The 26,240-nt window shown below is 48.8% G+C and carries 28 protein-coding genes; 1 reads left to right on the forward strand and 27 read right to left on the reverse strand.

All coding sequences use genetic code 11. The annotated features are described in order from the left end of the window. Positions 1 to 79 precede the first annotated feature (79 nt). From GPK49_RS04270 to GPK49_RS04385, 24 genes are all read right to left on the reverse strand, one after another. Complete coding sequence (locus GPK49_RS04270; protein WP_215676846.1) at positions 80 to 1,366, reverse strand: L-serine ammonia-lyase, iron-sulfur-dependent, subunit alpha; 1,287 nt, start codon at positions 1,364 to 1,366, stop codon at positions 80 to 82. A gap of 309 nt (positions 1,367 to 1,675) precedes the next feature. Then, positions 1,676 to 3,100 (reverse strand): sigma 54-interacting transcriptional regulator, encoded by a 1,425-nt coding sequence (locus tag GPK49_RS04275; protein WP_215676847.1) that lies wholly within the window; start codon positions 3,098 to 3,100, stop codon positions 1,676 to 1,678. 92 nt (positions 3,101 to 3,192) lie between these two features. After that, entirely contained in the window at positions 3,193 to 4,872 is a 1,680-nt protein-coding gene (locus GPK49_RS04280; RefSeq protein WP_118579140.1) for a Na/Pi cotransporter family protein, read from the reverse strand. A gap of 328 nt (positions 4,873 to 5,200) precedes the next feature. Next, positions 5,201 to 5,929 carry an amino acid ABC transporter ATP-binding protein gene (locus tag GPK49_RS04285; protein ID WP_215676848.1) on the reverse strand — a complete coding sequence of 243 codons (729 nt, stop codon included), beginning with the start codon at positions 5,927 to 5,929 and terminating at the stop codon, positions 5,201 to 5,203. Then, positions 5,926 to 6,582: an amino acid ABC transporter permease gene (locus GPK49_RS04290; protein ID WP_215676849.1), complete on the reverse strand. Its 657-nt coding sequence runs from the start codon at positions 6,580 to 6,582 to the stop codon at positions 5,926 to 5,928. The genes GPK49_RS04285 and GPK49_RS04290 overlap by 4 nt, the downstream gene beginning before the upstream one ends. 21 nt (positions 6,583 to 6,603) lie before the next feature. Next, complete coding sequence (locus GPK49_RS04295) at positions 6,604 to 7,371, reverse strand: transporter substrate-binding domain-containing protein (RefSeq protein ID WP_215676850.1); 768 nt, start codon at positions 7,369 to 7,371, stop codon at positions 6,604 to 6,606. A 63-nt stretch (positions 7,372 to 7,434) separates the two neighbouring features. After that, entirely contained in the window at positions 7,435 to 8,094 is a 660-nt protein-coding gene (gene deoC, locus GPK49_RS04300) for a deoxyribose-phosphate aldolase (protein ID WP_215676851.1), read from the reverse strand. A gap of 228 nt (positions 8,095 to 8,322) precedes the next feature. Then, complete coding sequence (locus GPK49_RS04305) at positions 8,323 to 10,263, reverse strand: bifunctional 4-hydroxy-3-methylbut-2-enyl diphosphate reductase/30S ribosomal protein S1 (protein ID WP_215676852.1); 1,941 nt, start codon at positions 10,261 to 10,263, stop codon at positions 8,323 to 8,325. Continuing rightward, positions 10,260 to 10,871 (reverse strand): lysophospholipid acyltransferase family protein, encoded by a 612-nt coding sequence (locus tag GPK49_RS04310; RefSeq protein ID WP_016407966.1) that lies wholly within the window; start codon positions 10,869 to 10,871, stop codon positions 10,260 to 10,262. The genes GPK49_RS04305 and GPK49_RS04310 overlap by 4 nt, the downstream gene beginning before the upstream one ends. After that, on the reverse strand, positions 10,868 to 11,545 hold the full coding sequence (cmk, locus tag GPK49_RS04315; protein WP_215676853.1) for a (d)CMP kinase: 678 nt from the start codon (positions 11,543 to 11,545) through the stop codon (positions 10,868 to 10,870). The genes GPK49_RS04310 and cmk overlap by 4 nt, the downstream gene beginning before the upstream one ends. 14 nt (positions 11,546 to 11,559) lie before the next feature. Next, positions 11,560 to 12,798, reverse strand: coding sequence for an NAD(P)/FAD-dependent oxidoreductase (locus GPK49_RS04320; RefSeq protein ID WP_215676854.1), 1,239 nt, complete (start codon positions 12,796 to 12,798; stop codon positions 11,560 to 11,562). Continuing rightward, positions 12,795 to 13,448 carry a histidine phosphatase family protein gene (locus GPK49_RS04325; RefSeq protein ID WP_215676855.1) on the reverse strand — a complete coding sequence of 218 codons (654 nt, stop codon included), beginning with the start codon at positions 13,446 to 13,448 and terminating at the stop codon, positions 12,795 to 12,797. The genes GPK49_RS04320 and GPK49_RS04325 overlap by 4 nt, the downstream gene beginning before the upstream one ends. Positions 13,449 to 13,563: 115 nt before the next feature. Further along, a complete protein-coding gene (locus GPK49_RS04330; RefSeq protein ID WP_016407970.1) occupies positions 13,564 to 14,295 on the reverse strand; it encodes a pseudouridine synthase in 732 nt (243 codons plus the stop codon). A gap of 84 nt (positions 14,296 to 14,379) precedes the next feature. Then, on the reverse strand, positions 14,380 to 15,549 hold the full coding sequence (locus GPK49_RS04335) for a D-alanyl-D-alanine carboxypeptidase family protein (protein WP_215676856.1): 1,170 nt from the start codon (positions 15,547 to 15,549) through the stop codon (positions 14,380 to 14,382). Positions 15,550 to 15,588: 39 nt separating this feature from the next. Next, a complete protein-coding gene (scpB, locus tag GPK49_RS04340) occupies positions 15,589 to 16,149 on the reverse strand; it encodes an SMC-Scp complex subunit ScpB (RefSeq protein WP_215676857.1) in 561 nt (186 codons plus the stop codon). Continuing rightward, positions 16,146 to 16,913: a segregation and condensation protein A gene (locus GPK49_RS04345; protein WP_016407973.1), complete on the reverse strand. Its 768-nt coding sequence runs from the start codon at positions 16,911 to 16,913 to the stop codon at positions 16,146 to 16,148. Before GPK49_RS04345 ends, scpB begins: the two co-directional genes overlap by 4 nt. Before the next feature lie 19 nt (positions 16,914 to 16,932). Beyond that, positions 16,933 to 17,544, reverse strand: coding sequence for a site-2 protease family protein (locus tag GPK49_RS04350; RefSeq protein ID WP_215676858.1), 612 nt, complete (start codon positions 17,542 to 17,544; stop codon positions 16,933 to 16,935). 130 nt (positions 17,545 to 17,674) lie between these two features. Then, a complete protein-coding gene (locus tag GPK49_RS04355; RefSeq protein WP_016407975.1) occupies positions 17,675 to 18,604 on the reverse strand; it encodes a DUF2971 domain-containing protein in 930 nt (309 codons plus the stop codon). Positions 18,605 to 18,620: 16 nt separating this feature from the next. Further along, complete coding sequence (locus GPK49_RS04360; protein WP_124984415.1) at positions 18,621 to 19,868, reverse strand: glutamate-5-semialdehyde dehydrogenase; 1,248 nt, start codon at positions 19,866 to 19,868, stop codon at positions 18,621 to 18,623. A 2-nt stretch (positions 19,869 to 19,870) separates the two neighbouring features. After that, positions 19,871 to 20,416: a 5-formyltetrahydrofolate cyclo-ligase gene (locus tag GPK49_RS04365; protein WP_215676859.1), complete on the reverse strand. Its 546-nt coding sequence runs from the start codon at positions 20,414 to 20,416 to the stop codon at positions 19,871 to 19,873. Further along, positions 20,413 to 21,030: a DUF2085 domain-containing protein gene (locus GPK49_RS04370; RefSeq protein WP_215676860.1), complete on the reverse strand. Its 618-nt coding sequence runs from the start codon at positions 21,028 to 21,030 to the stop codon at positions 20,413 to 20,415. The genes GPK49_RS04365 and GPK49_RS04370 overlap by 4 nt, the downstream gene beginning before the upstream one ends. 6 nt (positions 21,031 to 21,036) lie before the next feature. Further along, positions 21,037 to 21,564, reverse strand: coding sequence for a hypothetical protein (locus GPK49_RS04375; RefSeq protein WP_215676861.1), 528 nt, complete (start codon positions 21,562 to 21,564; stop codon positions 21,037 to 21,039). 52 nt (positions 21,565 to 21,616) lie between these two features. Further along, complete coding sequence (gene proB / locus GPK49_RS04380; protein ID WP_118579182.1) at positions 21,617 to 22,411, reverse strand: glutamate 5-kinase; 795 nt, start codon at positions 22,409 to 22,411, stop codon at positions 21,617 to 21,619. Positions 22,412 to 22,656: 245 nt separating this feature from the next. Beyond that, on the reverse strand, positions 22,657 to 23,220 hold the full coding sequence (locus GPK49_RS04385) for a hydrolase (RefSeq protein WP_215676862.1): 564 nt from the start codon (positions 23,218 to 23,220) through the stop codon (positions 22,657 to 22,659). Between the two features lie 194 nt (positions 23,221 to 23,414). Between GPK49_RS04385 and GPK49_RS04390 the strand changes: the two genes are divergently transcribed. Then, a complete protein-coding gene (locus tag GPK49_RS04390; RefSeq protein ID WP_330648184.1) occupies positions 23,415 to 23,900 on the forward strand; it encodes an S-ribosylhomocysteine lyase in 486 nt (161 codons plus the stop codon). A gap of 147 nt (positions 23,901 to 24,047) precedes the next feature. On the opposite strand, the gene GPK49_RS04395 is transcribed toward GPK49_RS04390, so the two are convergent. The 3 genes from GPK49_RS04395 to spoVAD all read right to left on the reverse strand — a co-directional run bounded on the left by GPK49_RS04395 (position 24,048) and on the right by spoVAD (position 26,239). Beyond that, positions 24,048 to 24,587, reverse strand: a complete 540-nt coding sequence (locus tag GPK49_RS04395; RefSeq protein ID WP_016407983.1) for a hD domain protein — start codon at positions 24,585 to 24,587, stop codon at positions 24,048 to 24,050. 270 nt (positions 24,588 to 24,857) lie between these two features. After that, positions 24,858 to 25,214, reverse strand: coding sequence for a stage V sporulation protein AE (spoVAE, locus tag GPK49_RS04400; protein WP_016407984.1), 357 nt, complete (start codon positions 25,212 to 25,214; stop codon positions 24,858 to 24,860). Further along, positions 25,211 to 26,239, reverse strand: a complete 1,029-nt coding sequence (gene spoVAD / locus GPK49_RS04405) for a stage V sporulation protein AD (protein ID WP_215676863.1) — start codon at positions 26,237 to 26,239, stop codon at positions 25,211 to 25,213. Before spoVAD ends, spoVAE begins: the two co-directional genes overlap by 4 nt. Position 26,240: the final 1 nt, after the last annotated feature.

Here is a 26,240-nt window from a genome sequence, read left to right on the forward strand (position 1 = left end):
CCTTCTTTTCAAGGTACAGGGGCTTTTGTTTGGCTATTTCAGAATTTTCTTATCGAATTTTTTTTGAATCTTTTTTTGATTATTTCTTTGTCTGCATGATTTCGATTACCTTCATATCGAGGGTATCCAGTGCTTCATGGCTCAGCTTTGCAAGGTTCTTTGCGGTATCCTCTGCCTTTGTGCTGTTGATACCATCGGAAACGCCGATTACACTGCCGTCCATTGCATACATTGCCGCATAAACCGCTTCACTCGCGCAGGCTGCAACCTTCACCGCACAGCCGCCCTTTGCGCCATCGCAGAAGATGCCGGCAACAGAGCCCATCATGTTCTGTACTGCGCCGCTTACCTGTGCAACTGTGCCGCCCATCATGTAAGCCATGCCTGCCGCGGAGCCTGTCCCTGCCAGCATTGCGCCGCAAACGGGGCTCAGTCGACCAACGTATTTCTTCATATACATAATCATCAGCATGCCCATGAATTCCGCTCTCAGCAGCTTTTCTTCGGGGATGCCCATTCTGTCTGCGAATACCGCCATGGGCAGTGTGGTGGAAATGCCCTGGTTGCCGCTGCCGCAGAAGGTCATAACGGAGCCGTTGCCGCCGCTCATACGGAAGTCAGCCGCCGCCGCGGGAATACTTCTGACTGCTGTTACAACGTCAGATTTCAGCAGACCCTTTTTCAGCAGATCCTGTACCGTAGGGCCAACGCCGAAGGCATATTTTTTCTCCATGCCCTTTTTCGCAATTTCCATATTGATGTCAATGGCTTCCTTAATGAACTGCAAATCCGCAACATCCACCTCGTTTGCCCAGTGATAAAATTCAGAGAAGGTGTGCTTTGTTACATCAAAGGTGCCTTCCTTTTCTTCGCTGTCGACCGCTTCCTTCTTCACTCTTTTATCCAACAGCACTTCGCCGTTCTTTTCGCAGAACACAAGGTTGTCATGCTCGTCCTCTGTGATGGTATGCACGGTATCCTTGCCGTCTGTTGCAGTACATTCAATGTAGAACTGACTGCTTTTCAGAACCTTTACATGCACAAAGCCTTCCGCAACGAGCTTTTTCGCCTTTTCCACATGCTCAGGCTTGATGCCCGCGCAAATTTCCATGGTATTGCCGGGCTTGCTCAGCAGCATCCCCAGCACGCACGCCAGCTCAATGCCGTAAGTCCCTGCATTGGGAATCTGTACGCTGTACGCATTTTTAAAAATATTGGAGCTGATAAGCATTTCCAACTTCTGTGTGGGCGCATCCAGATGCTCACAGGTTCTGGAAACCGCCAGTGCCAGTGCAACGGGTTCGGTACAGCCCATACTGGGTTTCATTTCTGCTTTGATTGCGTCAAATACTAAATTCATATCCATAATTCTTCCTCCTATATCTCCCAATCATTTTATTTTTTCCTTCTGCGGATATATAGAGCAAGAATCGTGCCAAAAAGAAAACCGCCAGTTTTCGGCGGTTTTTTCGTTCTGTTTTCTCATATATGAGAATGAAATTCCGGTTTCTTCGGATTGTTCTTTTTCCTGTACGTCATGCAAAAACAGATTCTTTTTTCTGTCTGCATCACAGCAGAAAATCCCCTGTTTTTTTACCGGAAATATCCAAAATTATGGATGTATTTTTTATACACAAAAATTCTCATTTCTGATAACGATTCTCATTTTTAAGAATTATAATAAATCATATTTTTTCAGCTTACGGTACAGCGTTGCACGGCTGATTTTCAAATTTTCTGCCAGCTGATTTTTTTCCTCCAGCGTTGCGCCCTTCTTCACCATGCTGCTCAGCACACGCTTTTCATAGTCCTCCACAATTTCGTCCAGAGACCAATCCTCAAAGCCCTTGCCGGAGCGCATCACGATATGGTCGGGCAAATCCGAAAGCTGAATGATTTCTCCCTCTGCAATATTTTCCAGATATTCAATAATATTTTTCATTTCACGCACATTCCCCGGCCAGTCATAGCTTGTCAGCGTCTGCAGCGCCTCAGGCGAAACGCCGCGCATGCTCTTTCCCAGCTTCTGATTATAGTACGCAATGTAATATTCTATCAGCGCAGGCAAATCCTCCTTACGCTTGCGCAGGGGCGGCAGCTCAATGGGGATGATGTTCAGCCGATAATACAAATCCTCGCGGAACGCCCCCTCCTCCACCATCTGCTCAATATTTTTATTCGTCGCACAAATCACGCGGATATCAATGGGAATCGGCTTCGTGCCGCCAATCCGTTCCACCACGCTTTCCTGCAGCACGCGCAGCAGCTTTGTCTGCACCGGCAGAGGCATATCCCCGATTTCATCCAGAAAAATCGTACTGCCATGCGCCAGCTCAAATTTCCCGATGGAGCCATGCTTTTTCGCCCCTGTGAACGCGCCCTCCTCGTAGCCGAATAATTCGCTTTCGACCAAATTTTCGGGAATTGCTGCACAGTTAATAGAAATCATCAGCTTATCACGACGGTCACTCAGGGCATGAATCATCTTCGCCATAATCTCCTTCCCCGTGCCGCTTTCACCGCGCAGAAAAACGGTCGAATTCGATTTTGCGACCTTTTTGCCAATCCGAATGGCTTCCTTCATTTTCGGGCTGTCCCCAACGAAGGACCATCCCTTTTCCGCATCATGCACCACCTGCAGCTGCTGTTCCAGACGCTCCTTCGCCTCGTCCGTATACAGCTTGCTTTCCAGCAGGACAGACATATATTTCAGAAATTCCTCCATCTGCCCTCTGTTTTCCAGAAGGTTTTTTCGTTCCCCCTCGCTGAAGGCGATGATGGAAATGATGCCGACCACAGCCCCCTCCTTGAAAATGGGATAGGCAACATTCGCAAGCTCTCTGCAGGTTGTGCGCTTTTCGCAGCCCTTGCAATTCAAATCCACCATGCTGTCCGTAATACTGCCGCTCTCGCCGGAAACCAGAATATGATGAAAAAAATTCGCGTGAGTCACAGTTTTGCCAATCTCGTCCGCATAAATGCCTGTTCCAGCCACACGAACCAATTCATTATCCACAATCGTAACATCTACATCCAGAATGGACGCAATCGCCTTCACATACGCCTGAATAAAGGATTGTATCTTCATCAAAGCCGTCATATTGCTTCCCCCTTTCAAAAAAAGCCTTAGACCCAAAGGGGTCTGCAAGACTCCTGAAAATCTAAGGCTCCGTTCTCATTTTATATTGTCAATCATTCCACGTTTTTTTCTTCATGGAAATTCTTTTCCGCTCTATGCTCATTCAGCACAACCTGCGCAATATTCATTGCATGGTCGGAAACACGTTCCAGATTCCCCAGAAGGTCGATGAAGTGAATCCCGGCGTTAACACTGCATTCCGCATTGGACAGACGCTCGATATGCCCTGCGCGCAGCTTCTTTTCCATCGCATCAACCTGATCCTCTAAGAAGGAGGTCTTTACGGCATAGGTGATATCGTCCAGCTCCAACGCCTTCACCGCATTGTCGTATGCCCCCAGTGTTGTAGTGGACATTTCGTTCAGCTCCTCCAAAGCCGTATCGGAGAAGGAAATCCCCTCCTGCTTCATTTCTTCCGCCAATTCCACGATATTTTCCGCATGGTCGCCCACACGCTCCATGTCGCTGACTGTGTTGAGCAAGGAGGTTACCATTTCATTATCCTTATCGCTCAAATGCAACATACACAAATCAATCAGATACTTGGAAATATTATCACAAAGCTTATCAATGACAAACTCTCTCTGCTTTACATCTGCCATCTTTTCCTCATCGTGGTCAGAAAGCGTAGAGAGTGCCAAGGAAAGGTTCTCTCTCGCAATACGCCCCATGCGGATGGTTTCCAGCTTTGCGCCCTCTACCGCAACAGAAGGAGTGGACATCATACGCTTGTCCAGATGCACCAGCTCTGCCTCGTCGCTCTTTGTTTCCACCGCCTTGAGGCCGTTTACCTTCATGGCAAATTTGATGATATAGCCGCTGAAGGGCATCAGGATAATCGTTGTACCCACGTTGAAAACCGTATGGATAAAGGAAATCTGCGTCATATTGATAATGCCCTCGCCATAGGAAGGGTCCAGTCTCGCAAACAGAAACATTGCAAGAATACTGAAAATAATCGTACCCGCAATATTGAAGGTCAGATGCATCGTACCAACGCATTTTGCATTTTTGCTTGCACCGACAGAGCTTAAAATTGCAGTCACACAGGTACCGATATTCTGCCCCATGATAATGAATACTGCCGCATTCGTAGGAACCAGCCCTGCGGATGCCAGAGAGAGCAGGATACCCTGTGATGCAGAGGAGCTCTGGATAATCGCCGTTACGCCTGCGCCGACCAGAATCCCCAGAAAAGGATTAGAGCCCATAGAAATAAAGGCTGTCTTAAATACCTCGGATTCTCTCAGGGGATAAACCGCATCAGACATGGTATTCATACCGATAAAAAGGATACCAAACCCAATGATGATACCGGCTACATCCTTGCTTTGCTGCCTTTTCCCCACCAGCGTTATGATTACGCCGACCATAACTGCGATTGGTGCCAGTGTAGAGGGGCTGAACATTTTTGCCCATTCACCTGCGGAAACCAACCAACCCGTGATGGTTGTACCGATATTCGCACCCATGATAACGCTGATTGCCTGTGTCAGATTCATCAGCCCTGCGTTTACAAAGCCGACAACCATAACCGTTGTGGCAGAGGAGCTTTGGATAATCGCCGTAACCAATGCACCCAGCGCAATGCCCATCAGCTTATTCTGCGTCAGCACTTCAAGAATCTTCTTCATTTTGGAGCCGGCAGCGTGCTGTAAGCCATCCGCCATGATGTTCATGCCATAAATGAACATCGCCAGACCACCAATAAAGGGAATTACTATAGAACTCATTTTTTCCTCCGTTTTTTCTTCGATTCGATTGTAAAATTTTCCTAAAAACCATGTAAAATCTTTGTTTTACATCCTGAATAATGATATCATAAACAATAGACAGCCGCAATGAAAAATCATCGGTTTTTGGCAATTTCCACCGAATGAACAGAATCTTAACAAATTTTCTTTTCTGCACTTGTCATTTCGCATGAGTTTTGTAAAATCTTTGTTAAATTCAATTTCACTTTTCCCAATACCTTCCTGCTTTATGCAAAGAAAAACGTATACATAAAAAAGTCCCGGATAAAAAATCCGAGACTTTGTTTTTGTATGGATAGGATTGTATTTACAGAACCTTATTCAGGAAATCCTGCGTTCTCTTATTCTGCGGATTGCCAAACACCTCTGCCGGTGTCCCCTGCTCCACGATATAGCCGCCGTCCATAAAAATCACACGGTCAGCAACCTCTCTGGCAAAGCCCATTTCATGCGTTACTACAATCATGGTCATGCCATCCCTTGCAAGCTGCTTCATAACCTCCAAAACCTCGCCGACCATTTCGGGGTCAAGCGCGGAAGTAGGCTCGTCAAACAGCATAATATCGGGACTCATTGCCAAAGCTCGTGCAATGGCAACACGCTGCTGCTGTCCGCCGGAAAGATTCGGCGGATATTCTCCTGCCTTTTCCGCCAGTCCAACTGTAGCCAGAAGGCGTTCCGCTGTTTGCTTTGCCTCCGCCTTTGTCAGCTTCTTTCTGTCCACAGGCGCAAGCATAATATTTTCCAATACATTCAGATGAGGGAACAGATTAAACTGCTGAAATACCATGCCGATATTTTCTCTCACCTTATTGATATTGCATTTGGGATCTGTAATATCATTATCGTCAACAATAACAGTACCTGCAGTCGTTTCTTCCAGACGATTCAGGCAACGCAGAAATGTAGATTTGCCGGAACCGGAAGGACCAATCAGACAAACGACTTCCCCTTCCTTGACTTCCAGATCAATCCCCTTCAAAACCTCAAGGCTGCCAAAGCTTTTTTGCAATTTTTCTACTTTTACCTTAATCATTTGTTTGACAACCTCCTTTCAACCAGCTGGAATGCTTTTGTCAGCACGATTACAACAACATAATACATAACCGCAACAATCGCATAGGTCTGGAAACTCTGATAGTTTCTTGATACAATCAGCTGACCCTGACGCATCAGCTCACCGCAGCCGATAACGGAAAGGATAGAGGTATCCTTCAAAGTGATAATAAACTGGTTCAGCACGGAAGGAATCACGATACGGATTGCCTGCGGCAGGATGATTTTTCGCATCGCAACGCCATAAGGCAAGCCCAAGCTTCTCGCCGCTTCCATCTGTCCCTTGTTGACTGCTGCAATACCGCTTCTGAAAATTTCGGAAAGGTATGCGCCGGCATTCAGGCAAAGAACCAGAATCGCTGCACTAAAGGATGTAATCCGGATATGTAACGCACCTGTGATACCGAAATAGATGAAGAATGCCTGTACCATCAGGGGAGTCCCACGAATCAGGCTCAGATAAATACCCGAAATCCAGTTCAGAGGCTTCACCTTGGAAATGCTGAACAAGCACATCACCATACCGACAACCACAGCCAAAATCAATGAAAAGACTGTCATTTGCAGTGTAAGCTTCAGCCCTAATGTCAGCTGCGGCATACACTGTCCCACATACTCAAAAAAACTACTCATGAGGCACTACTCCTTAAGGAATTATTCCTGAATATATGTATCCAGAATTTCCTGATATTTGCCATTTTCTTTCAGGTTAGCAAGACCTGTGTTGAACATTTTCAGCAGCTCTGCATTTTCGCCCTTGCCAACTGCAAAGCCGTAGGAGCTGCCCTGTTCCTTATCTGTTACCATTTTCAGACCGTTGCCCTGTGTGATGCCATAGCCCAGTACGGGGTAGTCTTCAAAGCAGGCTACGCTGTTGCCAACCTTAACATCCATGCACATTGCATCGGAGGTATCGAATACAACTGTTTCAAAGCCATATTTATCCTTAATGGATTCAGCAAAATCATAGCCCTCTGTACCTCTCTTAACGGCAACCTTTTTGCCCTTCAGGTCTTCATAGGATTTAATATCGTTATTGGATTCTGCGATACCCATAACAACGCCGCTGTCGAAATAAGGATCGGAGAAGTCGAATTTCTTCTGTCTTTCGGGTGTGATGGACATACCTGCGATAACACCGTCAGCCTGACCGGATTCCAGTGCCTGTACAGCCGCATCAAAGCCCAAATACTGCAGGTCATATTTAAAGCCCTGGTCTTCTGCAATTGCAGCCAGCAGATCCATATCAACGCCTACATATTCGCCTGCGTCATTCTGGAATTCAAAGGGCGCAAAGGTTGTATCTGTTGCGATTACATATGTTTTTGTGTCCGCAGCATCATCACCGCCGCCGCATGCTGTCATGCCAACTGCCATTACTGCTACCATTGCCATAGCTGCAAATTTCTTTAATAAACTCATTATAAATTCCTCCCTTTTTCTTTTTCCCATTTTTACGAGCTGCCGAAGCTTCCCTCCGCAGCCTTACTGCTTGATTTCCTGCCGAAGCATGGCAAGAAGGGAACTGCTGCCCAGTCTGTCAGCCCCTGCCGCAAGAAAAGCCTCCGCATCGGCAACTGATTTGATGCCTCCTGCCGCTTTAATCTTCGTATCCCCTGTTACATATTTTTTAAACAGCCGAATATCCGCGAGCGTTGCCCCGCCGCCGGCAAAGCCTGTGCTGGTTTTGATGAATTCCGCCCGAGAGCGGCTCACCACATCACAAAGAGCAATTTTTTCTTCTTCTGTCAGCAAGCAGGTTTCAATGATGACCTTTAACCGCTTCTCACCACAGGCATCCTTCACCGCATTGATTTCCTGCAAAATCGCATCATAGCTTTTTGCCTTTGCCCAGCCGATATTGATGACCATATCAATCTCCGCTGCGCCGTTTTGTACCGCTTCTGCTGCTTCAAAGACCTTCACTGCCGTTGTCTGGTATCCGTTCGGAAACCCGATCACCGTGCAGATAGGAAGTCTTTCTCCCGCAAATTCCGCGGCCTGCTTCACAAAAGAAGGTGGGATACATACCGAGGCCGTTCCAAAGTCCATTCCCTCCTGACAAATCTCACGGATTTGCTCCCAGACTGCGTTCTGTTTCAGCAGAGTATGGTCAATAAAACGGAAAATTTCATGCTTATTCATGCACTTTCCTCCTTTATCCCACGAAATTACCTAAAAAGTATACCATAAAAATGCAGACATAACAATGTCGGTTTTTTTATCATTTTTTAATGTTTTTTCTATCAATTACGCATTTTTATGAAAATTTTTAATATTATTCAAAATTTGCATATATAAAATTTCAATAAAAAATATCAATAAAAAACTCCCACCATGGTCACGCCACAATGGGAGCTTTTGCACACGGGATTATTCTGCTGCGGGAGCTTCTTCCACAGGAGCATCTGCCTGTCTCTTGGAAAGGCTGATTTTTTTCTGGTCGGAATTTACTTCCAGAACCTTCACGTTGATGATTTCGCCAACCTTCAGTTCATCTTCGGGTTTTACAACGTGCTTGTTTGCAATCTGGGAAATGTGTACCAGACCATCTACGCCGGGTTCCAGTTCAACGAATGCACCGAAGGGTACCATACGAACAACCTTACCCTCAACGATGGAGCCAACTGCATATTTGTCAGCTGCCAGCTTCCAAGGGTTCTTGTCTGCATCCTTCAGGGACAGGCTGATTTTGCCCTTTTCCTTATCTACATCCAGAACGAATACTTCAACTTCCTGACCTTCCTTCAGAACCTCTCTGGGGTTGGAAATTCTGCCCCAGCTCATTTCGGAAATGTGAATCAGGCCATCTACGCCGCCCAGATCAACGAATGCGCCGAAGTCTGTCAGTCTGGAAACAGTACCTGCAATCTTGGAGCCAACTGCGATTGTTTCAAACAGAGCTGCCTTCTTTGCTGCGATTTCCTTTTCAACCAGATCTTTTCTGCCGCCGATAATACGACGTTTTACTCTATCCATTTCAATGATATTGAATTCCAGCTCCTGACCCTTGAATACGCTCAGATCCTCGATGAATCTGTTGGAAACCTGAGAGGAAGGAATGAATACTCTTACGCCGTTTACAACTGCAATCAGACCGCCCTTTACAACGTCTGTTACAGTACCTGTAACAACTGTTTTTTCATTGAATGCCTTTTCGATATCTTCCATGCCCTTCTGTTCTTCGATACGCTTTCTGGACAGAAGTACATTGCCATCGCCGTCATTTACACGAACAACGAAAACTTCGATTTCATCACCGGGCTGTACAACCTGGCTGGGAACTACTGTTGTATCTCTGCTGAATTCGCCTCTGGGGATAACACCGTCAGATTTGAAACCCAGATTAACGGAAACCTCTTCGCCTACAACCTGAATAACGGTGCCTTTTACAACATCGCCTGTGTGCAGGGTAACAAGAGAATCTTCCAGCATCTGCTCAAAACTCACTTCTTCAACATTTACATTTTCAATTTCGCTCATAGTAACTACTACCTCCTTAATTATTGCAGGTGGTGTGGACGCACCCGCAGTTATCCCTATTCTATCATCCTTCTTGAAAGTTTTCAACACTAAATCGCAAATTGTTTCAATATGAACCGTATTCTCGCAATTTTTTTTACAAATCTCAACCAATTTTTGTGTATTAGAGCTTTTTTTGTCCCCGATGACAATCATTTTATCCACATTCCGGGAAAGCTCCATGGCTTCCTTCTGCCTCTTTTCCGTCGCAGAGCAAATGGTCTGGGAAATTTCCATTTTCAGACCCTTCTGCCGCAAAATGGCAAGCATATCGTCAAACTTGCTCTGGCGGAAGGTTGTCTGCACCACAACGGCGTAGTCCTTCTCCGTATCCAGCACCGCCGCCTTTGCCTCCTCAGGGCTTTCCAGAATAACGGCTGTATTGCCGCACCAGCCGTTAATGCCCTGCACCTCCGGGTGCTTGCCGTCTCCGGCAATGATGATGCTTTTGCCCTGATTCCACGCTTCATTCACAATCGTGTGTATCTTCTTGACAAACGGACAGGTGCCGTCCACCATTCGCATGCCCTTTTCCTCCAGCGCATCATACAGAAACTTTCCGACACCGTGCGAACGAATCACAACCGTACCCTCGTCAATCCCGTCCAGGCTTTCAATGATATGCAGCCCCTTGGCATCCAGGTCCTTCGTGACCTCCTTGTTATGAATCAGAGAACCATAGGAATACAGCGGTGCGCCGTTATTTTTTTCTATTTCCGCATACGCCATCTCAATCGCACGCTTCACGCCAAAACAAAACCCTGCGGATGCCGCCAGTGTTACATTGCTCATTCCTTCACCTTCAATTCTTCCACCTTATCCATAATCACCTTCGTGATTTCTCCCATCAGCTCTGTTGTCAGCTTTTTATCCCGAAATTCATCCAACGTCAGCGGCTCACCATAGCGAATCGTAAGCTTGCTGCGGAATTTATAGGTGCCGCTGATGGCGCAGGGAATCACAGGTGCATTTCCCTTCATCGCAAAAAGCGCCACGCCTGCCTTTGCCGCAACGTCCTCGCCTGCCTTTACCCGTCTGCCTTCCGCAAAAATGCCGACAATCTTGCCTTCCTTCAAAAGCTTGATTGCTGTCTTGACCGCCTTCATATCCATAGAAACCTTGCGGTCAATCGGGAATACGCCCAACTGGTCAAGCACCCATGAAAACAGCTTATTTTTAAATAATTCCTTCTTTGCAATATAATGCGGCAGCCTGTCCAGATAAATCGCCGTGGAAACAGGATCATAATTGCTGTAATGGTTGCTGCAAATCACACCGTTGCCGGTTTCGGGAATGTTTTCCTTCCCGATGATTTCCACCTTGAACATAATGGCATACCAGATTTTCACCAGAAAAATCGCTACATAATAGACCCATGATTTCTTTTCTGTATCCTTCATTTTTCTTTCACCCTTTCCGCAACAATATCTAAAATGGCGTGTAGCACAGCATCAATGCCCATGCCTGTCGAATCCAGAGAAACCGCATCTGCCGCCCTTTTCAAGGGACTGTGCGCTCTGTGCATATCGTTGTAATCCCTCTCAAGAATCATTTTCTTGATTTCTTCAAAATCCGCCGTTTCGCCTTTTTCCTGCAATTCGCCCACACGACGGCGCGCACGCTCCTCCACGCCGGCATCCAGATAAATCTTCACCTCGGCATCGGGCAGAACAACCGTCCCGATATCTCTGCCATCCATAATCACAGAATGCTCCCGCGCCATTTCCTGCTGCAGCTCCACCATCCGCGCACGCACCTGCCGATACGCCGCAACCGTGGATGCACCCTTTCCGATTTCCGCCGTGCGGATTTCCGCCGTAACGTCCCTTCCGTTCAGAAAAATGCGCTGACCGCCCTCCTCCGGTACAATTTTCATCTGCAAATCTGCCAGCGCCGCAACCACAGCCGCTTCATCCGCAAGGGCAATGCCCTTCTCCGTGCAGAACAGCGCAACCGTACGGTACATCGCGCCCGTATCCACATAAATAATGCCCAGTCTCTTGGCAACCATCTTCGCAACGGTGCTTTTTCCTGAGCCGGCAGGCCCATCCACCGCAATGGCAAATCGTTTCATGCTTTTTTTCCTCCTTATTCCGCGCAAACCGCATTCCCTGCCGCAAAGCCTGTGGAAAATGCAATTTGCAGATTAAAGCCGCCCGTATATGCGTCCACATCCAGAACCTCACCTGCAAAATGCAGCTGCTTCACAAATTTGCTCTCCATCGTCGCAGGGTCAATCTCATTCACCTGAATCCCGCCGCAGGTCACAACCGCTTCGTTATAGCCCGTTGTCCCCGTAATCGTGAGCGGCAGTTCCTTCAAAAGCCCAACCAGACGCTTTCTTTCTTCCTTCGTCACACTGTTTACCTTTTTGCGCGCATCAATCCCCGAAAGACGAATGATAACGGGAATCAGCTTCTGCGGCAGAAGCGCATCCAGTGCGTTTGCAAAATCCTTATTCGCAAATTTTTCAAAATCGCGCAGAATACGCGCATCCAGTTTTTTCTCATCCATCGCAGGCTTGAGGTCAATGTAAAGCCGATATCCTTCCTCTATCGTCAGAATGATATGCCTGCTCGCGCTCAGAATCACAGGACCGGAAACGCCGAAATGCGTAAACAGCATTTCCCCGAAGTCACTGTAAACCTTCTTGCCCTTCTTATTTTTTATCGTAATTTCAATATTTTTCAGACTCAGCCCCATCAGCTCATGGCACCAGTCCTCCTCTGTTCTGAGCGGCACCAGAGAGGGGTACAGCTTCGTCACATGATGTCCTGCCGCCTTCGCAAAGCGGTAGCCATCCCCCGTAGAGCCTGTACCGGGATAGGAAAGACCGCCCGTGCAGACAATCACGCCGTCTGCCCTTTCTTCCTTTCCGTTTTTCAGCCGAATCCCTTCTGCCCTGCCGTCTGCAATCAGAATACCCTCCACAGGACTTTCCAGATGCAGCTTTACCCCATTTTTCTTGAGGTATTTTTCCAATGCCAACACCACATCCAGAGAACGGTCAGACACAGGAAATACACGCTTGCCGCGCTCCACCTTCAGCTCCAACCCTTGCTCCTTAAAAAATTCCTGCAAGCCGAAGCTGTCCAGCTGGTAAAAGGCGCTGTATAAAAAATAGGGATTGCCGGGAATATTTTCCAGAAGCCCCTCCACATCGCTGTCATTCGTCACATTGCAGCGTCCCTTGCCCGTAATCAGGATTTTCTTCCCGATGCGGTTATTTTTTTCGTAGAGGTGTACCTCATGTCCCCGTTCTGCCGCGCGTCCTGCCGCCATCAGCCCTGCCGCACCGCCGCCGACCACGATAATTTTCTTCTTCATTTTTCTTCACCCTTTTCAAACAGCTCTGCCATTTCCAGATGCGCCTTATCGTTTAAGGTCATGAGCAGCTTTCTGCCGTCCTCCATCACATCCACCATCGTCACAGAGGTATTTGTCATCCATGTCTTACGGTAAAATTCATCCCCCATGCCAAGCAGACCGACCAGCATCACGCGCAGCAGTCCGCCATGTGAAACAATCGCGACATTCTGCCCCTTATGGCGCTCTGCCAGTGCTGCAAAGCCTTCCAATGCGCGATCCATCGCATTTTGAAAGGAACCTTCTCCGGGCACAGGATGGTCAAAAGGATTTTCAAAAAAATCTATATATGCCTTGCCATATTTTTCCTTCAGCTCCGCGATGGTATGTCCTTCCCATTCGCCGAAGTTGATTTCTCTGAAATGTGCATCCTGAATGGGGGTCAGCCCATGCGCCGCCGCCAACGGTGCCGCAGTTGCCACCGCCCTGTCCAGAGGGGATACATAGACCACATCCAGCGGCAGGAATTTGAAGCGTTCCCCCAGAAGACGCGCCTGCTCCCTGCCTGCATCATTCAGCTGTATATTCGTGCAGCCCTGATAACGACCGCCCTTGTTCCAATCCGTTTCCCCATGACGAATGAGGTAAAATCTTGTTTTGTTCTGTTCCACGAGGCTTTTCCTCCTTATTCTCAATAGTTTCCTAAGTATATATTATACGGCAAGCACTACCGCCTTTCAAGTAAAAAAGACTGCCTTGGAAAACTCCCAAAGCAGTCCCTTCTTTTTATAATCTCTTTAAATATCTGATTTCCTTCTCTGTCAGATGTCGATATTTCCCCTTCGGCAAATCCCCCAGCGTAAGTTCTCCCGTTGCCACCCTTTGCAGCTGTGCCACAGGATGCTTGATTGATTCGCACATTTTACGCACCTGTCGATTTCTGCCCTCATGAATCACGATTTCCGCCGTGCAGAAGCGTCCGTCCTTCTCTCTTTCGAGAATCTGAATCTTCGCAGGCTTCGTTTTCCTTCCATCAATCACAACGCCCCTGCGGAATTTCTGCAATGCCCCCTCATCGGGCACACCGTATAGCTTCGCAATATAGGTTTTCTCTACATCATGCTTGGGGTGCGTCAGCTTATAGGTCAGGTCTCCGTCATTTGTCAAGAGCAGAAGCCCCGATGTATCATAATCCAAACGCCCGACAGGAAAAATGCGCGCGTTCACGCCCTTAATGAGGTCTACCACCGCAGGTCTGCCGAACTGCTCCTTCGCCGTTGTCACATAGCCGACCGGCTTATGCAGCATAAGATAGACAAGCTTGGTGTCCTTTTTGCTGATTTTCCTGTCCAGATAGGACACCTCATCCTTTTCGGGGTCAATCTTCAGCCCCATTTCGGTTACAACCTTCCCGTTGACCTTCACCTTTCCCTGTGCAATCAGCTCCTCTGCCCTTCTGCGGGATGCCACGCCTGCCTCAGCCAGAAATTTCTGCAATCGTTCCAATTTTTCTTCCATATATCTTAACTCCGTTCTCAACCTGTATTTTTCATTCGATTTTCCTCAGTATACATGAGCCTTCGCAGAAAGTCAAAAGTTTCTCTAATCTTCCCAATCTCTCCAGCCGAGCCACCTCTCCGCAAGGCGAAGCAGTCGCTGTGCAAGGGTATAAGGCATTGCATCCTCTGCCGCAAGCAAATCCACCGCCGCAAGCCGCTCCTCTCCAAGCCAAAGCACCGCCTGCCCCAGCCTTTCGCCCCGCTGCACAGGCGCGGCAAGCTCCTTTGGCAAGTCTGCCGTCAGGTACAGTTTTTCGATTTCCGCATCAGAAAATAACGCCGTATAGCCCTCTGCAAGAATTGTTTCCATCTGCGCTGTCGGGGAATCGGTAATGCGGATTTCCCCGAAACTCTCCCCTGCCTGCACTGCCTCGTAGGGATGAAAGACCGCGAAGCCATAGTCCATCAGGGCTTTCGTATCCGTCCACTTTTTCTGCTTGCCTGCATCCCCCCAGCCACTGCCAAGCACCGCCGAAACCAGCCGCACGCCGTCCCGTTCCGCCGCGCCGACAAAGCAATGCCCTGCCCGATTGGTGTAGCCTGTTTTAATGCCAAGCGCACCGCTGTATTCCTGCAAAAAGCGGTCTGCATTTGTCACACTGCAAGAGTGCTTTCCCGTCAAATCAGACACATAAATCTCCTGCTGTGCGATAATCTCCCGAAAGGTTTCGTTTTCCAGCGCATACGCCCCAATCAACGCCATATCGTAGGCGGTGGAGTGGTGCTGCTCCGCTGTCAGGTGGCTGTCCAGTCCGTTGGGCGAGCCAAAAACCGTATCCCTTGCGCCGATTTCCTTTGCCTTTTTCGTCATTTCCGCGCAGAACTTCTCCACGCTTCCCGAAGTCTGCTCCGCCAGTGCCACCGCCGCATCATTATAGGAGCGCAGGAGCATGGCAGAAAGCAAATCTCCGACCTGCCACTGCTCTCCCTCCTGCAAGCTCATGTGTACCTTTGGCTGCTGTGCCGCGTTTTTGCTGACCGTGACAACCTCCGTCAGGCTTGCCTGCTCCAGAACCAGTATCGCCGTCATAATCTTCGTGGTGCTTGCCATCGCAAGGGGTGCGTCCGCATTCTTCCCCCACAACAGCCGCCCTGTTTTTCCGTCAATCAACGCTGCACCCTGCGCCGCAACGGTCGGCTCTGCGGCAAGGGTCGGCACACTTCCCATCTGCAATAAAAAAAGCAGGAAAAAAAGAATTGCTCTCCGTTTCATAGGCATCCCTCCTCCTGCTATCTTTATTCTGTTTTTCGCTTATGTATGAAACTCTGTTTCCGCATCCTTCTCCTTGGCTTCTTCCGAATTTTCTTCCTCCAAAGGCGGCAGCTCCCGAATACTCTTAAAGCCGAAATACCGCAGAAATTCCTTGCTTGTGCCAAACAAAATCGGCTTGCCGGGGGTATCTGCCCGCCCGATCTCACAAATCAGCCGCTTTTCCAGAAGCTTCGTCACCGCATGGTCAGAATTGACCCCTCGAATTTCCTCCACCTGCGCGCGCGTCATCGGCTGCTTATAGGCGATAATCGCCAGCGTTTCCAGAAGGGACTGCGTCAGTCCCTGCCGCTGTGGGCTTTTATACATATTGCGGATATATTCAAAGCATTCCGCCGCCGTACACATCTGATACGCGTCCGCAATCTCCACAATCCGCAGTCCCCGTTTTTCCTTCTCGTATTTATCCGCAAGGGAAAGCACGACTGCCCGCGTCGTTGCCTGATCCAGCTCAATCGTCTGCGCGATGGATGCCAAGGGCACCGCGTCACCGGCAATAAACAGCAGGGACTCCACAACCGCTTCTAGCTCCGATAATCTCATTCTGCCCCTCCTTCATCATATCTGCTGATGAAAATTTCACCAAAGTTTTTCTCCTGCGTAATCTGCACTTCCTTCTGCTTAATCAGCTCCAACAGCGCCAGAAAGGTCACAACCCTTTCCATCTTCCCTGCATTTCTGCGGAAAATGGTATGGAAGGCTGTTTTTTCATGCGGATGCAGAATCAGCATATCGCGGATGTATTCCATCTTTTCGCCAACGGTAAATAAATCCTTCTGCACCGAACGGAAGGAGCTGCGCACCTTATCCTCCTTGGTTTCCTTTCTCGCCATCACCTGTCGGAACGCCTGATAGAGGTCATCCATGGTGATGCCCTGCAATAAATCCTCCAATTCCTGCGGCGGCTGTTCCTTCAGCTTTGCCACAGAGGCATCCGCTTCCTTATAGTACACAAGCGCCGCTTCCTCCTCGCGCTCCTTGAGGGTCTCCGTTGCGTCCTTAATCCGCTTATATTCCAGCAGGCGCTGTACCAGCTCCTCTCTGGGGTCGGGGCCTTCCTCCTCCTCTGCCTTCGGCTTGGGCAGGAGCAGCTTGCTTTTGATTTCAAGCAGCGTTGCCGCCATCAGCAAAAATTCGCTCATGCCGTCCATATCCCTGTCCTCTGCCGCATCCAGATAGGCGAGGTATTGTTCTGTCAGCGCCGCAATGGGAATATCATAAATATCAATTTCGTTTTTTTCAATCAGATGATATAGCAAATCCAAAGGGCCTTCAAACGCTGCCAGTCTGATATTGATTGTCTCCATAGAATTCCCTTCCTTATGCTTACATCAAACCAATCATGCCGCCGAACAGGGAAAGCACCGCGTAAATGATTTTATCCATGAAGCCTGTAATCATCCCGAAGAACAGCAGGAACAGAAACAGCATCTGAATCAGCTTTTCATTCTGCATATATTTGAAATACTGATTTGCCGGCAGCAGCACCGCAAGCACCTTTGTGCAGTCCATAGGCGCAACAGGCAGTACATTATACACCGCCAGCGCAACATTATAATATGCCAGATAATGAAGCAGTGTGCCGATATAATACCCCTTGCTCCGGAATGTGCCGTAAGCAAAAAGGAACACCAGACCCAGAATGAGATTGACTACGGTCGGCAGAATCGCAACCAGAAGCGTATCTCTTTTTCTGTTTTTATAATATAATGCACTCGTTTCCACAGGCTTGCCCCAGCCGAAGCCGCCGCTGTAGAGCATCATCAGAAAGCCGATGGGCTCAAAATGCTTGACGGGGTTCAGCGTCACCTGTCCCTGACTTTTGGGGTAATTATCCCCCAGAACCGTTGAGGTCAGTGCTCTGACAAATTCGTGGACGGTTGTCGCCACCAGAATCCCCGGAATCCCCAGAAGTATTACCAAAAAAGAACCATTCATAGTTTCAAATCCTCTCTGCGATAGTTTTTGGCAAAATGCCGTATTGTTATATTTTACCCGAAGGGCAGAAATTAGTCAAATCCAACAAAAAAGCCTGTACGAAAGCAACTTCCTACAGGCTGTTCTTTTTTTAATACCGCAGAGGAATATCCGAAAGCAAAACGGGAATATCCAGTCCCTGTGTTTTCAGAAAATATTTCATGCCACGCACGGCAATATCGCTGTTGTTTTTTGCGCCAACCATGACACTCTGCAAGGGAAGCTCCTGCTGCTCCGTCTCTAGCTCCACCATGATATAGGGAAGAAAAATCTGATCCAGCAGGCGAAACTGCGGTCTATCCTGCCCCTTCTCATAATGCAGCGGCGGAAAAATGAACCGATATTCCTCCTCCCCTGCAAAATAGCTTTTTTTGAAAAACATTGTATACACAGAGCAGACCACCGCCATTGCATCGACCAGCTGATTCAGCGATTCCTCCGAAGGAATTGCGTCCTCCTCGAAAAAGCCCTGCAAATCCTTCGCTCCCTTTTCCACAAGGCTATGGATGCAGGAAAGCAGACTTTCCAGAAGCCCGTTCATCTGCTCCTCCTCATCATAAATCACCGTTCCGTGCAGGAATACGCGATGCCGGAAGCCCTCTACAATCTTTTCATAATCAAATTCCAGACAATAGCCGCGAAAATCCGTAAATTCTGCCCAGAGCAGAGAATTATTATTCTGCTTGGAAAATGCCACCACATAAAAGCTCATTTCATCCTCATCCAAAGCGGCATGAGCAGAAGAAATAATGCCGATACGGTCAATTTCCGCCTTCAGCTTTGCGGAAAACTGCATGCGCAAATCCGTATTCACAATATATCTTTCAATCAGCCGCTCCATCACCTCAACGGCATATTGAAATTCCATCTTATCATTCAGAAAATCGCTTTTCGTTGCCACAAATTCCCGATTCTCCACAATGCCGCGGATGCCTTCCGCCGTTGTGTAATGATACAGCTTATCCCCCTTCTGGCAAATGGGCACATGAATCCAGTCATCCAAATAATGTTTGTCCTGCATGGATTTTTCCTCCTGCTTATTCTCTGATCTGACCATTTCCGTAGATAATATACTTTGTCGTTGTCAGCTCCTTCAGCCCCATAGGGCCGCGCGCATGCAGCTTCTGCGTGCTGATGCCGATTTCCGCACCGAAGCCGAACTGACCGCCATCCGTAAACCGCGTAGACGCATTGACATACACCGCTGCCGCATCCACCTCATTCAGAAAACGCTGTGCATTGGTATAATTTTCCGTCACGATGGCTTCGGAATGACCGGTGCTGTATTTTCTGATATGGCGGATGGCTTCGTCAATATCCTTTACCACCCTTGCGGAAATGATATAATCCTCATATTCGGTTGCCCAATCCGCCTCCGTTGCAGGCACTGCGCCCGAAACCAATCCCTGTGTGGCTTCATCTCCACGGATTTCGACCTTCCTTTCCTGTAATGCCTTCCCGATTTCCGGCATGAATTTCTCCGCAATGGCTTCATGCACAAGCAGACTTTCGCAGGCATTGCAAACTCCGGGGCGCTGTGTTTTCGCATTGATGACGATGCGTGCCGCCTTTTCCAAATCCGCGCTTTCATCCACAAACACATGGCAGTTGCCAACGCCCGTCTGGATGACGGGAACGGTGCTGTTCTGCACCACGCTGTTGATTAAGCCTGCGCCGCCGCGCGGAATCAGCACATCCAAATAGCCATTCAGCCGCATCATTTCATTTGCCGTTTCACGGGAGGTATCGGGAACCATCTGCACACAGTCCTCCGGCAGACCCTCTGCCGCCAATGCGCCGCGCAGAGCGCAAATCACCGCCTGATTCGTCTGAAAGGCTTCCTTGCCGCCGCGCAGAATAACCGCACTGCCGGCTTTCAGGCAAAGTCCGAAGGCATCCGCCGCCACATTCGGGCGTGCTTCAAAAATAATCCCGATGACACCCATGGGGACACGCTTCTGTCCAATCACCAGTCCATTGTCCAGTGTTTTCATGGACAGCACCTCGCCTACAGGGTCATCCAGCTTTGCCACCTGCCGCAGCCCCTCTGCCATATCCGCAAGGCGCGCCTCGGTCAGCGTCAGTCTGTCGATAAATGCGCCCTTGATGCCTGCTTCCACTGCCGCATCCACATCTGCCTTATTTTTCGCCAGAATCTCTGCCTTTGCCGCAAGCAGGGCATCCGCAGAGGCAAGCAACGCCTTATTTTTCGCAGGGGTGGACAGGGTTGCCAAAACCACCGCCGCATCCTTCGCTCTTTGTCCCATTTCAATCAAGCTGCTCATCTTCATTCCTCCCATCCGTTTTCCGTTATGACTGCATCTAACGGCACGTCCGTTTCCTCCGTCGGCAATTCCTCCGCGAAACGCTGCGCCGCAAACGCAAGCCCGATTCTCTTTCCTTCCTTATGCTTTGCAAAATAGGTATCATAATAACCGCCGCCATAGCCAAGGCGGTTCTTTTTTCCATCAAACAATAAGCCGGGAACAAGCAGCAAATCTCCCTCCTTCGGGACGCAGACTGCGCCGCCCTTCGGCTCTCTTACGCCGAAACGCCCCTCCGAAAGCTCCGCAAGGGATCGGATTTCATAAAAGTGCATTTCTCTGTGCTTCTCCGTTTTCGGCACGGCAACAGCTTTCCCATCCTGCCACGCCTGTCGGATAATTTCCTCCGTTTCCACCTCGGAGCCCATGCTCACAAAGGTAAAAATCCGCTCTGTATTCTGATATGCCGCACTCTCCAGAATATGCGCCGCAATCTGTCTGCTTTTTTCCTCCCGTTTTTCTAAGGCATTGCGTACCGCAAGTGCCCTTTGCCGTAATTCCTTTTTCACTGCATCAAACCTCCTATCGCATACAGACCCAGAAACGCCGCCGCCAAAGAGATTTGCCAGAACGGAAGCCGTTTCCTGCCGCAGAGATTTTTCAGAAGCAGCCAGACAAAGCCGCCCCAGAGCAGAATTTCCCCCAGAACAGAAGCAACCGCAAGCACGCCTGCAAACGGCAGACCAAGCCACAGACCAAAGCCAAGCCCTGCGGAAAGCAGCAAAAGCAGAAGCAGCTCCGTTGTATGCTCATAAATCGGCTGTTTGTTGCCCTGTGCAGGGTCAAAATTGACCGCCAGCAGCAGAAAACCGGGGACAACCGCCCCCACCAGACTGCCCGAAAGCACGCGCATCAGCTGATTGCTTTCCCAAAAGCCGAAATAGCTGCCCAGTCCGTCTATCCCAATCGGCAGAATCATCAGCGCCGTCAGCATTGCCTGTCCCTTGGAAAAGGGTCTTCCTGCGTCCATCCGTCTTTTCAGAAGCAGAAAGCAAAACGCCAGAAGCACCCCGACATAAATTCCCGTACAGCGGGCGCAAAGTGGCATTGTTCCCTGCCCCCAGAGAAAGCTACGCTCTGCCATCCTGTGACAGACAGCAGAGCCCATTCTTGTCAGAAACATAGCCTATCAAAAGGTTTCGTACATGATGTTGGAGAACGCACCTGCCGCTGTGCCGAGCACACAGCAGATAAAGGAAAGCACCAGCATCACAATGCTGACCGTCATCATGGTTTTCCCGAAGTGGCGGTAATCCTCAGAGGGGCTTTTGCTCAGCGCAACGCCTGCCACGCAGCCCGCAATCGCGCCCAGACCGCCAACCGCAACAATCAGCACGATAACCAGAACTTTGATTGCAGTCGGGATTTTTGCATCCGCATCTACGGTGTTTTTCTTTTTATATTCGGCATCACCGGTTTCCTCGTTGGTCTCAAAGTGGTGTGTTTTGCCGTCGGCTTCCTCTACGGTAAAGGAATCCACGGTTTCCGCCTGCTCCGCTTTTGCTTCCTCCCGAAAGCTGTTGCCTTCCTTATATTCATCCGTCTGTTCCGTGGGTACGGGCTTTTTGGTCGGGTCAATATTATTTCTTACATTACATACAGGGCAGCCCAGACTTTCATCCAGAATCTGTCTGCCGCAATTCGGGCAATAACTCATTGTGTGAACCTCCAATTTTTCTCAAGCTTTTCTTTTTTCATCATTTCCTGTATCAGCCAAACAGCGTACCGATGTCCTCTCCATCGATGATGCGGTGGATGACCTTCGGATCTTCGCCGTTGGCGATTGCCATTTTTACATTTGCCGCAAGGCAGATGCCTGCCGCCTGCAGCTTTGTTTTCATGCCGCCTACGCTGAATTCCGAGCCCTTTTTCTCCCCCGCCATGGCTCTGATTTCATCCGTCACCGCTGCCACATGTGCCACGCGCCTTGCATCGGGATTGTTGCGCGGGTCCTTATCATAAAGCGCATCAATATCCGTCAGCAGCAACAGCAAATCCGCATGAATGATTTCCGCTACCATGGCAGAAAGGCGGTCATTATCGGAAATTTCAATTTCGTAGGTGGAAATGGTATCGTTTGCATTGACGATAGGAATAATGCCCATTTCCAGAAGGGTTTCCAGTGTGTTTTTTGTATTTTCATAGCGGCTGTCGCTGCTCAACTCCTCCTTTGTCAGAAGCACCTGTGCCACCGTCTGATTATACCTGTCGAAAAAATTATGATAAATCTGCATCAGCATTGCCTGTCCCACAGCTGCCGCCGCCTGCTTTTCGCGCACAGCAGTCGGGCGTGTTTTCATTGCCATACGCACTGCGCCGACCCCAATCGCGCCGCTCGAAACCAGAATAACATCCTTGCCGCGGTTGCGTAAATCCGTCAGCACCCAAGCCAGCTCCTCCACCCGTTTCAGGTTCAGCCTGCCGTTTGGATAGGTAATCGTGGAGGTGCCTACCTTCACAACAATGCGCCTGCAATCCTTCAAATGCTCTCTCACAAACCTCATCTCCGTTTCTTTTGTAAATATTCCGCCTTATTTTATAGTATACAACAAAATTCCCCCATAAAAAAGAAATTTTCTATTAAGAAGTGCTTGATTTTTTCTTATTTTTCCGAAAAGAAAAACACCTCCTTCGGAAAGAATCGTTCTCCCGAAAAGAGGTGTCCGGTATGTGTCCACTATTGTCCACTATATATCCGGTATGTGTCCACTATTGTCTATTATGTGTCCACCATTGTCCACTATACGCTTTATGCGTTTCTTTCGTCCGCCTTCATGCCGTCCAGTGTTTTCTGAATCAGCTCATCCAGCTCCCAACCCAGACGTTCTGCGCCTGTTTTGATGATTTCTCTGTCACAGCCTGCGGCAAAATGCTTATCCTTGAATTTTTTCTTTACGGATTTCAGCTCCATATCCTTTACGCTCTTGGAGGGACGCATCAGCGCCGCCGCACCAATCAGCCCTGTCAGCTCATCCACAGCGAAAAGCACCTTTTCCATTTCATGCTCCGGCTCAATATCGCAGCAGATGCCGTAGCCATGGCTTGCCACCGCATGAATCATTCTTTCGTCAATATCTCTTTCCCGCATCAGCTCCTGCACCTTGGCGCAGTGCTCCTCGGGCCACTGTTCAAAATCCAAATCGTGCAGCAGACCGACATTGCCCCAGAAATCCACCTCGTCGCCATAGCCCAGCTCCTGTGCCAGATAGCGCATCACGCCCTCAACTGTTTCGCCGTGGCGCAGATGGAATGGCTCCTTATTATATTCGTTCAGTAATTCCCAAGCTTCCTCTCTTGTCAAAACCTTGCCCATATTGCATGCCTTCTTTCTCTCTCTTTTATCTTTTGTTTCCGAAAAAATGTTGCTTTTTCACATTATAGCGAACTTTTTTCTATTATGCAACGCAATTCCTATAGGTATACAGTATTATTGGAAGCCCTTGCAATCCGAACAGAAAATAGGTACAATGAAAAGCAATGAAACACAAATTGGAAAGGATGAAAAAAATGGACGTAACAAGCTTTGGCATTGACCACAATCGACTGCTCCGCGGAATTTATGTTTCCAGAAAGGATACCGTCGGTGACGGCATTCTGACAACCTTTGATGTTCGCATGAAGGAGCCGAACCGCGAAATGGTGATGGATACCTCCGTGATGCACACCATCGAGCATCTGATGGCAACCTTCTTCCGCGCGCACCCCGTCTGGGCGGATAAAACCATCTATGTCGGCCCCATGGGCTGTCGCACAGGGATGTATGTCATCTTCAAGGGAGATCTGGAATCTGCGGATGTGGCGGAAATTATGAAGGACTGCTATCAGTATATGGCGGACTTTGACGAGGAAATCCCTGCCGCAAAGCCCGAAATGTGCGGCAATTACCTTGACCACAACCTCGGCATCACCAGAATCGAATGTCAGAAATTCGTGGATGAGGTGCTTTCCTGCATCAAAGAGGAAAATATGGTCTACCCCAGACAAAACGGCTGATATTTTTCGCACATAAAAAATCCTCCGTAGATTTCTCATACGGAGGATTCCTTTTTCTGCTTTATCTGTTTGATTGATTATTTTTCTGTCACTTCCAAAAAAACGTATGAAATTGTAATGTTCTGTCTGCATACGTCCCGTCAAGGATTAAGAAACAAAGCCTCTTCTGAATCTCCGTACGACTTTCTTTGCTGCCTCTGCGTAGCTGCGTTCTGCAAATTCGCAGACAGCACAGATTTTATCAACGAAGGTAACAACATAGGATTCGATATAACGGGGCGGAATCAGTGTACAAGGCCACATATGCTTACGAATCGCGTCCATTTCGACCTTATTCAGCTTTGTGATTTTCTGTGCATTCAGAAGCGCAATGCGCGGATGCCAAGAGGAATGGCTGGAACGAATATATTTCTTTACCCGCCAATCATAAAAGTACAAATCATGCAGTAACCCTGCTCTGGCTGCGGAATGATAATCCCACCCCATCTTGTAGCAAATCAGAAAGCTGTAATAGGATACATTTATACTATGCTGAAGTCTGCTTGTATTGCAATGCTGTGTATGCAAGTCCAGCTTGAGAACCTGCTCGTGTTCCAGAAGTCCTTCCAGACACACCTTATACTCCGCCAACAACTGATCTTCATCCAAGTTATTGAAATCCTTGCGGGACCCAATAGCGCTGTGCATGGGCTCCACTTCCTTTTTATTTTTTTGTTATCCTTATTATAGCACGTTCGCCGCAAAATGTATATTGAATAATACATAAACTTGCATAGAATTTTTTGGCAATAATTCAGAGAGGATTGCTCATCCTTTCGATTTTTGCAGGTCTTTCTGCAAAAACCATAAATTTTGCATTAGGTATGTCCAATAAGAAAACAGGAAGAAACTGACGCAGTAGCCGCAGCCTTCAGCATTTCAGAATTCAAGTTTTCTTATTTGGGCGCACCTTTTATTTTATTTTTCTTTTGGATTTGCAAAAAGCGCGGAAAAAAATGCAAAGAAAACAGCCGCCGTAATCCCTGCCGCGGCGGACTTGATGCCGCCCGTAAAAATGCCGAGAATCCCTGCGTGCTCAACCTCCTTCATGACCCCCTCCGCAAGGCGAAAGCCAAAGCCCGTAAGCGGAACGGTTGCCCCTGCGCCGCCGAAGCCTTCGATTTTCTGATAAATTCCCAAGCCGCCAAGGATGCACCCGATGCAGACATACAGCACCAGAATCCGCCCCGACATCAGCTTTGTCTTATCAATCAGAAGCTGTCCGATGACGCAAAGCAAGCCTCCCACTAAAAAAGCCTTCAAAAGCTCCGTCATTTCTTCGCCCCCTTTTTGCAGCCCTCTATCACAAGTCCATGCGCAATGCCGGGGATAGACTGCCCCTGCTGAGAAGAAGTAGGGCTCATCAATGCCCCTGTCGGGATGAACAGCATGCGCCCGATTTCCCCGGAAAGCAGCCTTGGATAAAAATAGGCGCAGAATGTTACCGCAGAGCAGGCACAGCCACTGCCGCCTGCATGGGTATCCTGCGTTTCGTTATCGAAAATTTCAATGCCGCAGTCCGTATAGCGGCTGTCCATTTCATAGCCTGCCTTCGCCAGAAGCTCGACCACCAGCTCTCTGCCGACCGTTCCCAAATCTCCCGTTGCAATCACATCATAATCCTGCGGCGTTCTGCCCGTATCCGCAAAATGTGTCTGCAATAAATCTGCCGCGGCAGGAGCCATTGCCGCTCCCATATTATTCGCATCCGTTACGCCCATATCCACAATTTTCCCCGTAGTGATTTCTACAATTTTCGGTCCATTCCCCTTTCGCGCCAGAACCACCGCGCCATCCCCCGTCACCGTCCATGTCGCGGTTGGCGGACGCTGTGTCCCCAGTGGCAGAGGAAAGCGAAACTGCTTTTCCGCCGCGCAGAAATGACTGGATGCTCCTGCCAGAACGTGGTTCGCAAAGCCGCCGTCAATCAGCATTGCCCCAAGGCTCATGGCTTCGCCCATCGTGGAGCAGGCACCGAATAAGCCGAAAAACGGAATTTCAAATTGCCGTACACCAAAGGTTGAGCCGGTGCATTGGTTCAGCAAATCGCCGCAGAGAATATAATCGACCTCCTTCGCCTTCAGATTTGCCTTCTGTAAGGTCAGCGCCATGTTTTTCTCCACAAATTTGCTTTCTGCCAGCTCCCATGTAGCCTCCCCAAAAAGCGCATCCTCTGTCTTTTGGTCAAAATATTTCCCCAGAGGGCCTTCCGCCTCCTTCGGGCCTACGGTGGATGCCGCGGAAAGAATCACAACTCCTTCCGCAAGACGCACCGTCTGCCTGCCTATCCTCTTGCTCATC

Origin of the sequence: Clostridium sp. MCC345, assembly GCF_018785345.1 — a bacterium.
GTDB lineage: Bacteria > Bacillota > Clostridia > Lachnospirales > Anaerotignaceae > Anaerotignum_A > Anaerotignum_A faecicola.

What these genes read in the sequence shown, in the direction of transcription:
- GPK49_RS04270 (WP_215676846.1), bottom strand. Translation starts at nt 1,366, where the DNA reads ATGGATATGAATTTAGTATTTGACGCAATCAAAGCAGAAATGAAACCC.
- GPK49_RS04275 (WP_215676847.1), bottom strand. Translation starts at nt 3,100, where the DNA reads ATGACGGCTTTGATGAAGATACAATCCTTTATTCAGGCGTATGTGAAG.
- GPK49_RS04280 (WP_118579140.1), bottom strand. Translation starts at nt 4,872, where the DNA reads ATGAGTTCTATAGTAATTCCCTTTATTGGTGGTCTGGCGATGTTCATT.
- GPK49_RS04285 (WP_215676848.1), bottom strand. Translation starts at nt 5,929, where the DNA reads ATGATTAAGGTAAAAGTAGAAAAATTGCAAAAAAGCTTTGGCAGCCTT.
- GPK49_RS04290 (WP_215676849.1), bottom strand. Translation starts at nt 6,582, where the DNA reads ATGAGTAGTTTTTTTGAGTATGTGGGACAGTGTATGCCGCAGCTGACA.
- GPK49_RS04295 (WP_215676850.1), bottom strand. Translation starts at nt 7,371, where the DNA reads ATGAGTTTATTAAAGAAATTTGCAGCTATGGCAATGGTAGCAGTAATG.
- deoC (WP_215676851.1), bottom strand. Translation starts at nt 8,094, where the DNA reads ATGAATAAGCATGAAATTTTCCGTTTTATTGACCATACTCTGCTGAAA.
- GPK49_RS04305 (WP_215676852.1), bottom strand. Translation starts at nt 10,263, where the DNA reads ATGAGCAATGTAACACTGGCGGCATCCGCAGGGTTTTGTTTTGGCGTG.
- GPK49_RS04310 (WP_016407966.1), bottom strand. Translation starts at nt 10,871, where the DNA reads ATGAAGGATACAGAAAAGAAATCATGGGTCTATTATGTAGCGATTTTT.
- cmk (WP_215676853.1), bottom strand. Translation starts at nt 11,545, where the DNA reads ATGAAACGATTTGCCATTGCGGTGGATGGGCCTGCCGGCTCAGGAAAA.
- GPK49_RS04320 (WP_215676854.1), bottom strand. Translation starts at nt 12,798, where the DNA reads ATGAAGAAGAAAATTATCGTGGTCGGCGGCGGTGCGGCAGGGCTGATG.
- GPK49_RS04330 (WP_016407970.1), bottom strand. Translation starts at nt 14,295, where the DNA reads ATGGAAGAAAAATTGGAACGATTGCAGAAATTTCTGGCTGAGGCAGGC.
- GPK49_RS04335 (WP_215676856.1), bottom strand. Translation starts at nt 15,549, where the DNA reads ATGAAACGGAGAGCAATTCTTTTTTTCCTGCTTTTTTTATTGCAGATG.
- scpB (WP_215676857.1), bottom strand. Translation starts at nt 16,149, where the DNA reads ATGAGATTATCGGAGCTAGAAGCGGTTGTGGAGTCCCTGCTGTTTATT.
- GPK49_RS04345 (WP_016407973.1), bottom strand. Translation starts at nt 16,913, where the DNA reads ATGGAGACAATCAATATCAGACTGGCAGCGTTTGAAGGCCCTTTGGAT.
- GPK49_RS04350 (WP_215676858.1), bottom strand. Translation starts at nt 17,544, where the DNA reads ATGAATGGTTCTTTTTTGGTAATACTTCTGGGGATTCCGGGGATTCTG.
- GPK49_RS04355 (WP_016407975.1), bottom strand. Translation starts at nt 18,604, where the DNA reads ATGCAGGACAAACATTATTTGGATGACTGGATTCATGTGCCCATTTGC.
- GPK49_RS04360 (WP_124984415.1), bottom strand. Translation starts at nt 19,868, where the DNA reads ATGAGCAGCTTGATTGAAATGGGACAAAGAGCGAAGGATGCGGCGGTG.
- GPK49_RS04370 (WP_215676860.1), bottom strand. Translation starts at nt 21,030, where the DNA reads ATGTTTCTGACAAGAATGGGCTCTGCTGTCTGTCACAGGATGGCAGAG.
- GPK49_RS04375 (WP_215676861.1), bottom strand. Translation starts at nt 21,564, where the DNA reads ATGAGTTATTGCCCGAATTGCGGCAGACAGATTCTGGATGAAAGTCTG.
- proB (WP_118579182.1), bottom strand. Translation starts at nt 22,411, where the DNA reads ATGAGGTTTGTGAGAGAGCATTTGAAGGATTGCAGGCGCATTGTTGTG.
- GPK49_RS04385 (WP_215676862.1), bottom strand. Translation starts at nt 23,220, where the DNA reads ATGGGCAAGGTTTTGACAAGAGAGGAAGCTTGGGAATTACTGAACGAA.
- GPK49_RS04390 (WP_330648184.1), top strand. Translation starts at nt 23,415, where the DNA reads ATGGACGTAACAAGCTTTGGCATTGACCACAATCGACTGCTCCGCGGA.
- GPK49_RS04395 (WP_016407983.1), bottom strand. Translation starts at nt 24,587, where the DNA reads ATGCACAGCGCTATTGGGTCCCGCAAGGATTTCAATAACTTGGATGAA.
- spoVAE (WP_016407984.1), bottom strand. Translation starts at nt 25,214, where the DNA reads ATGACGGAGCTTTTGAAGGCTTTTTTAGTGGGAGGCTTGCTTTGCGTC.
- spoVAD (WP_215676863.1), bottom strand. Translation starts at nt 26,239, where the DNA reads ATGAGCAAGAGGATAGGCAGGCAGACGGTGCGTCTTGCGGAAGGAGTT.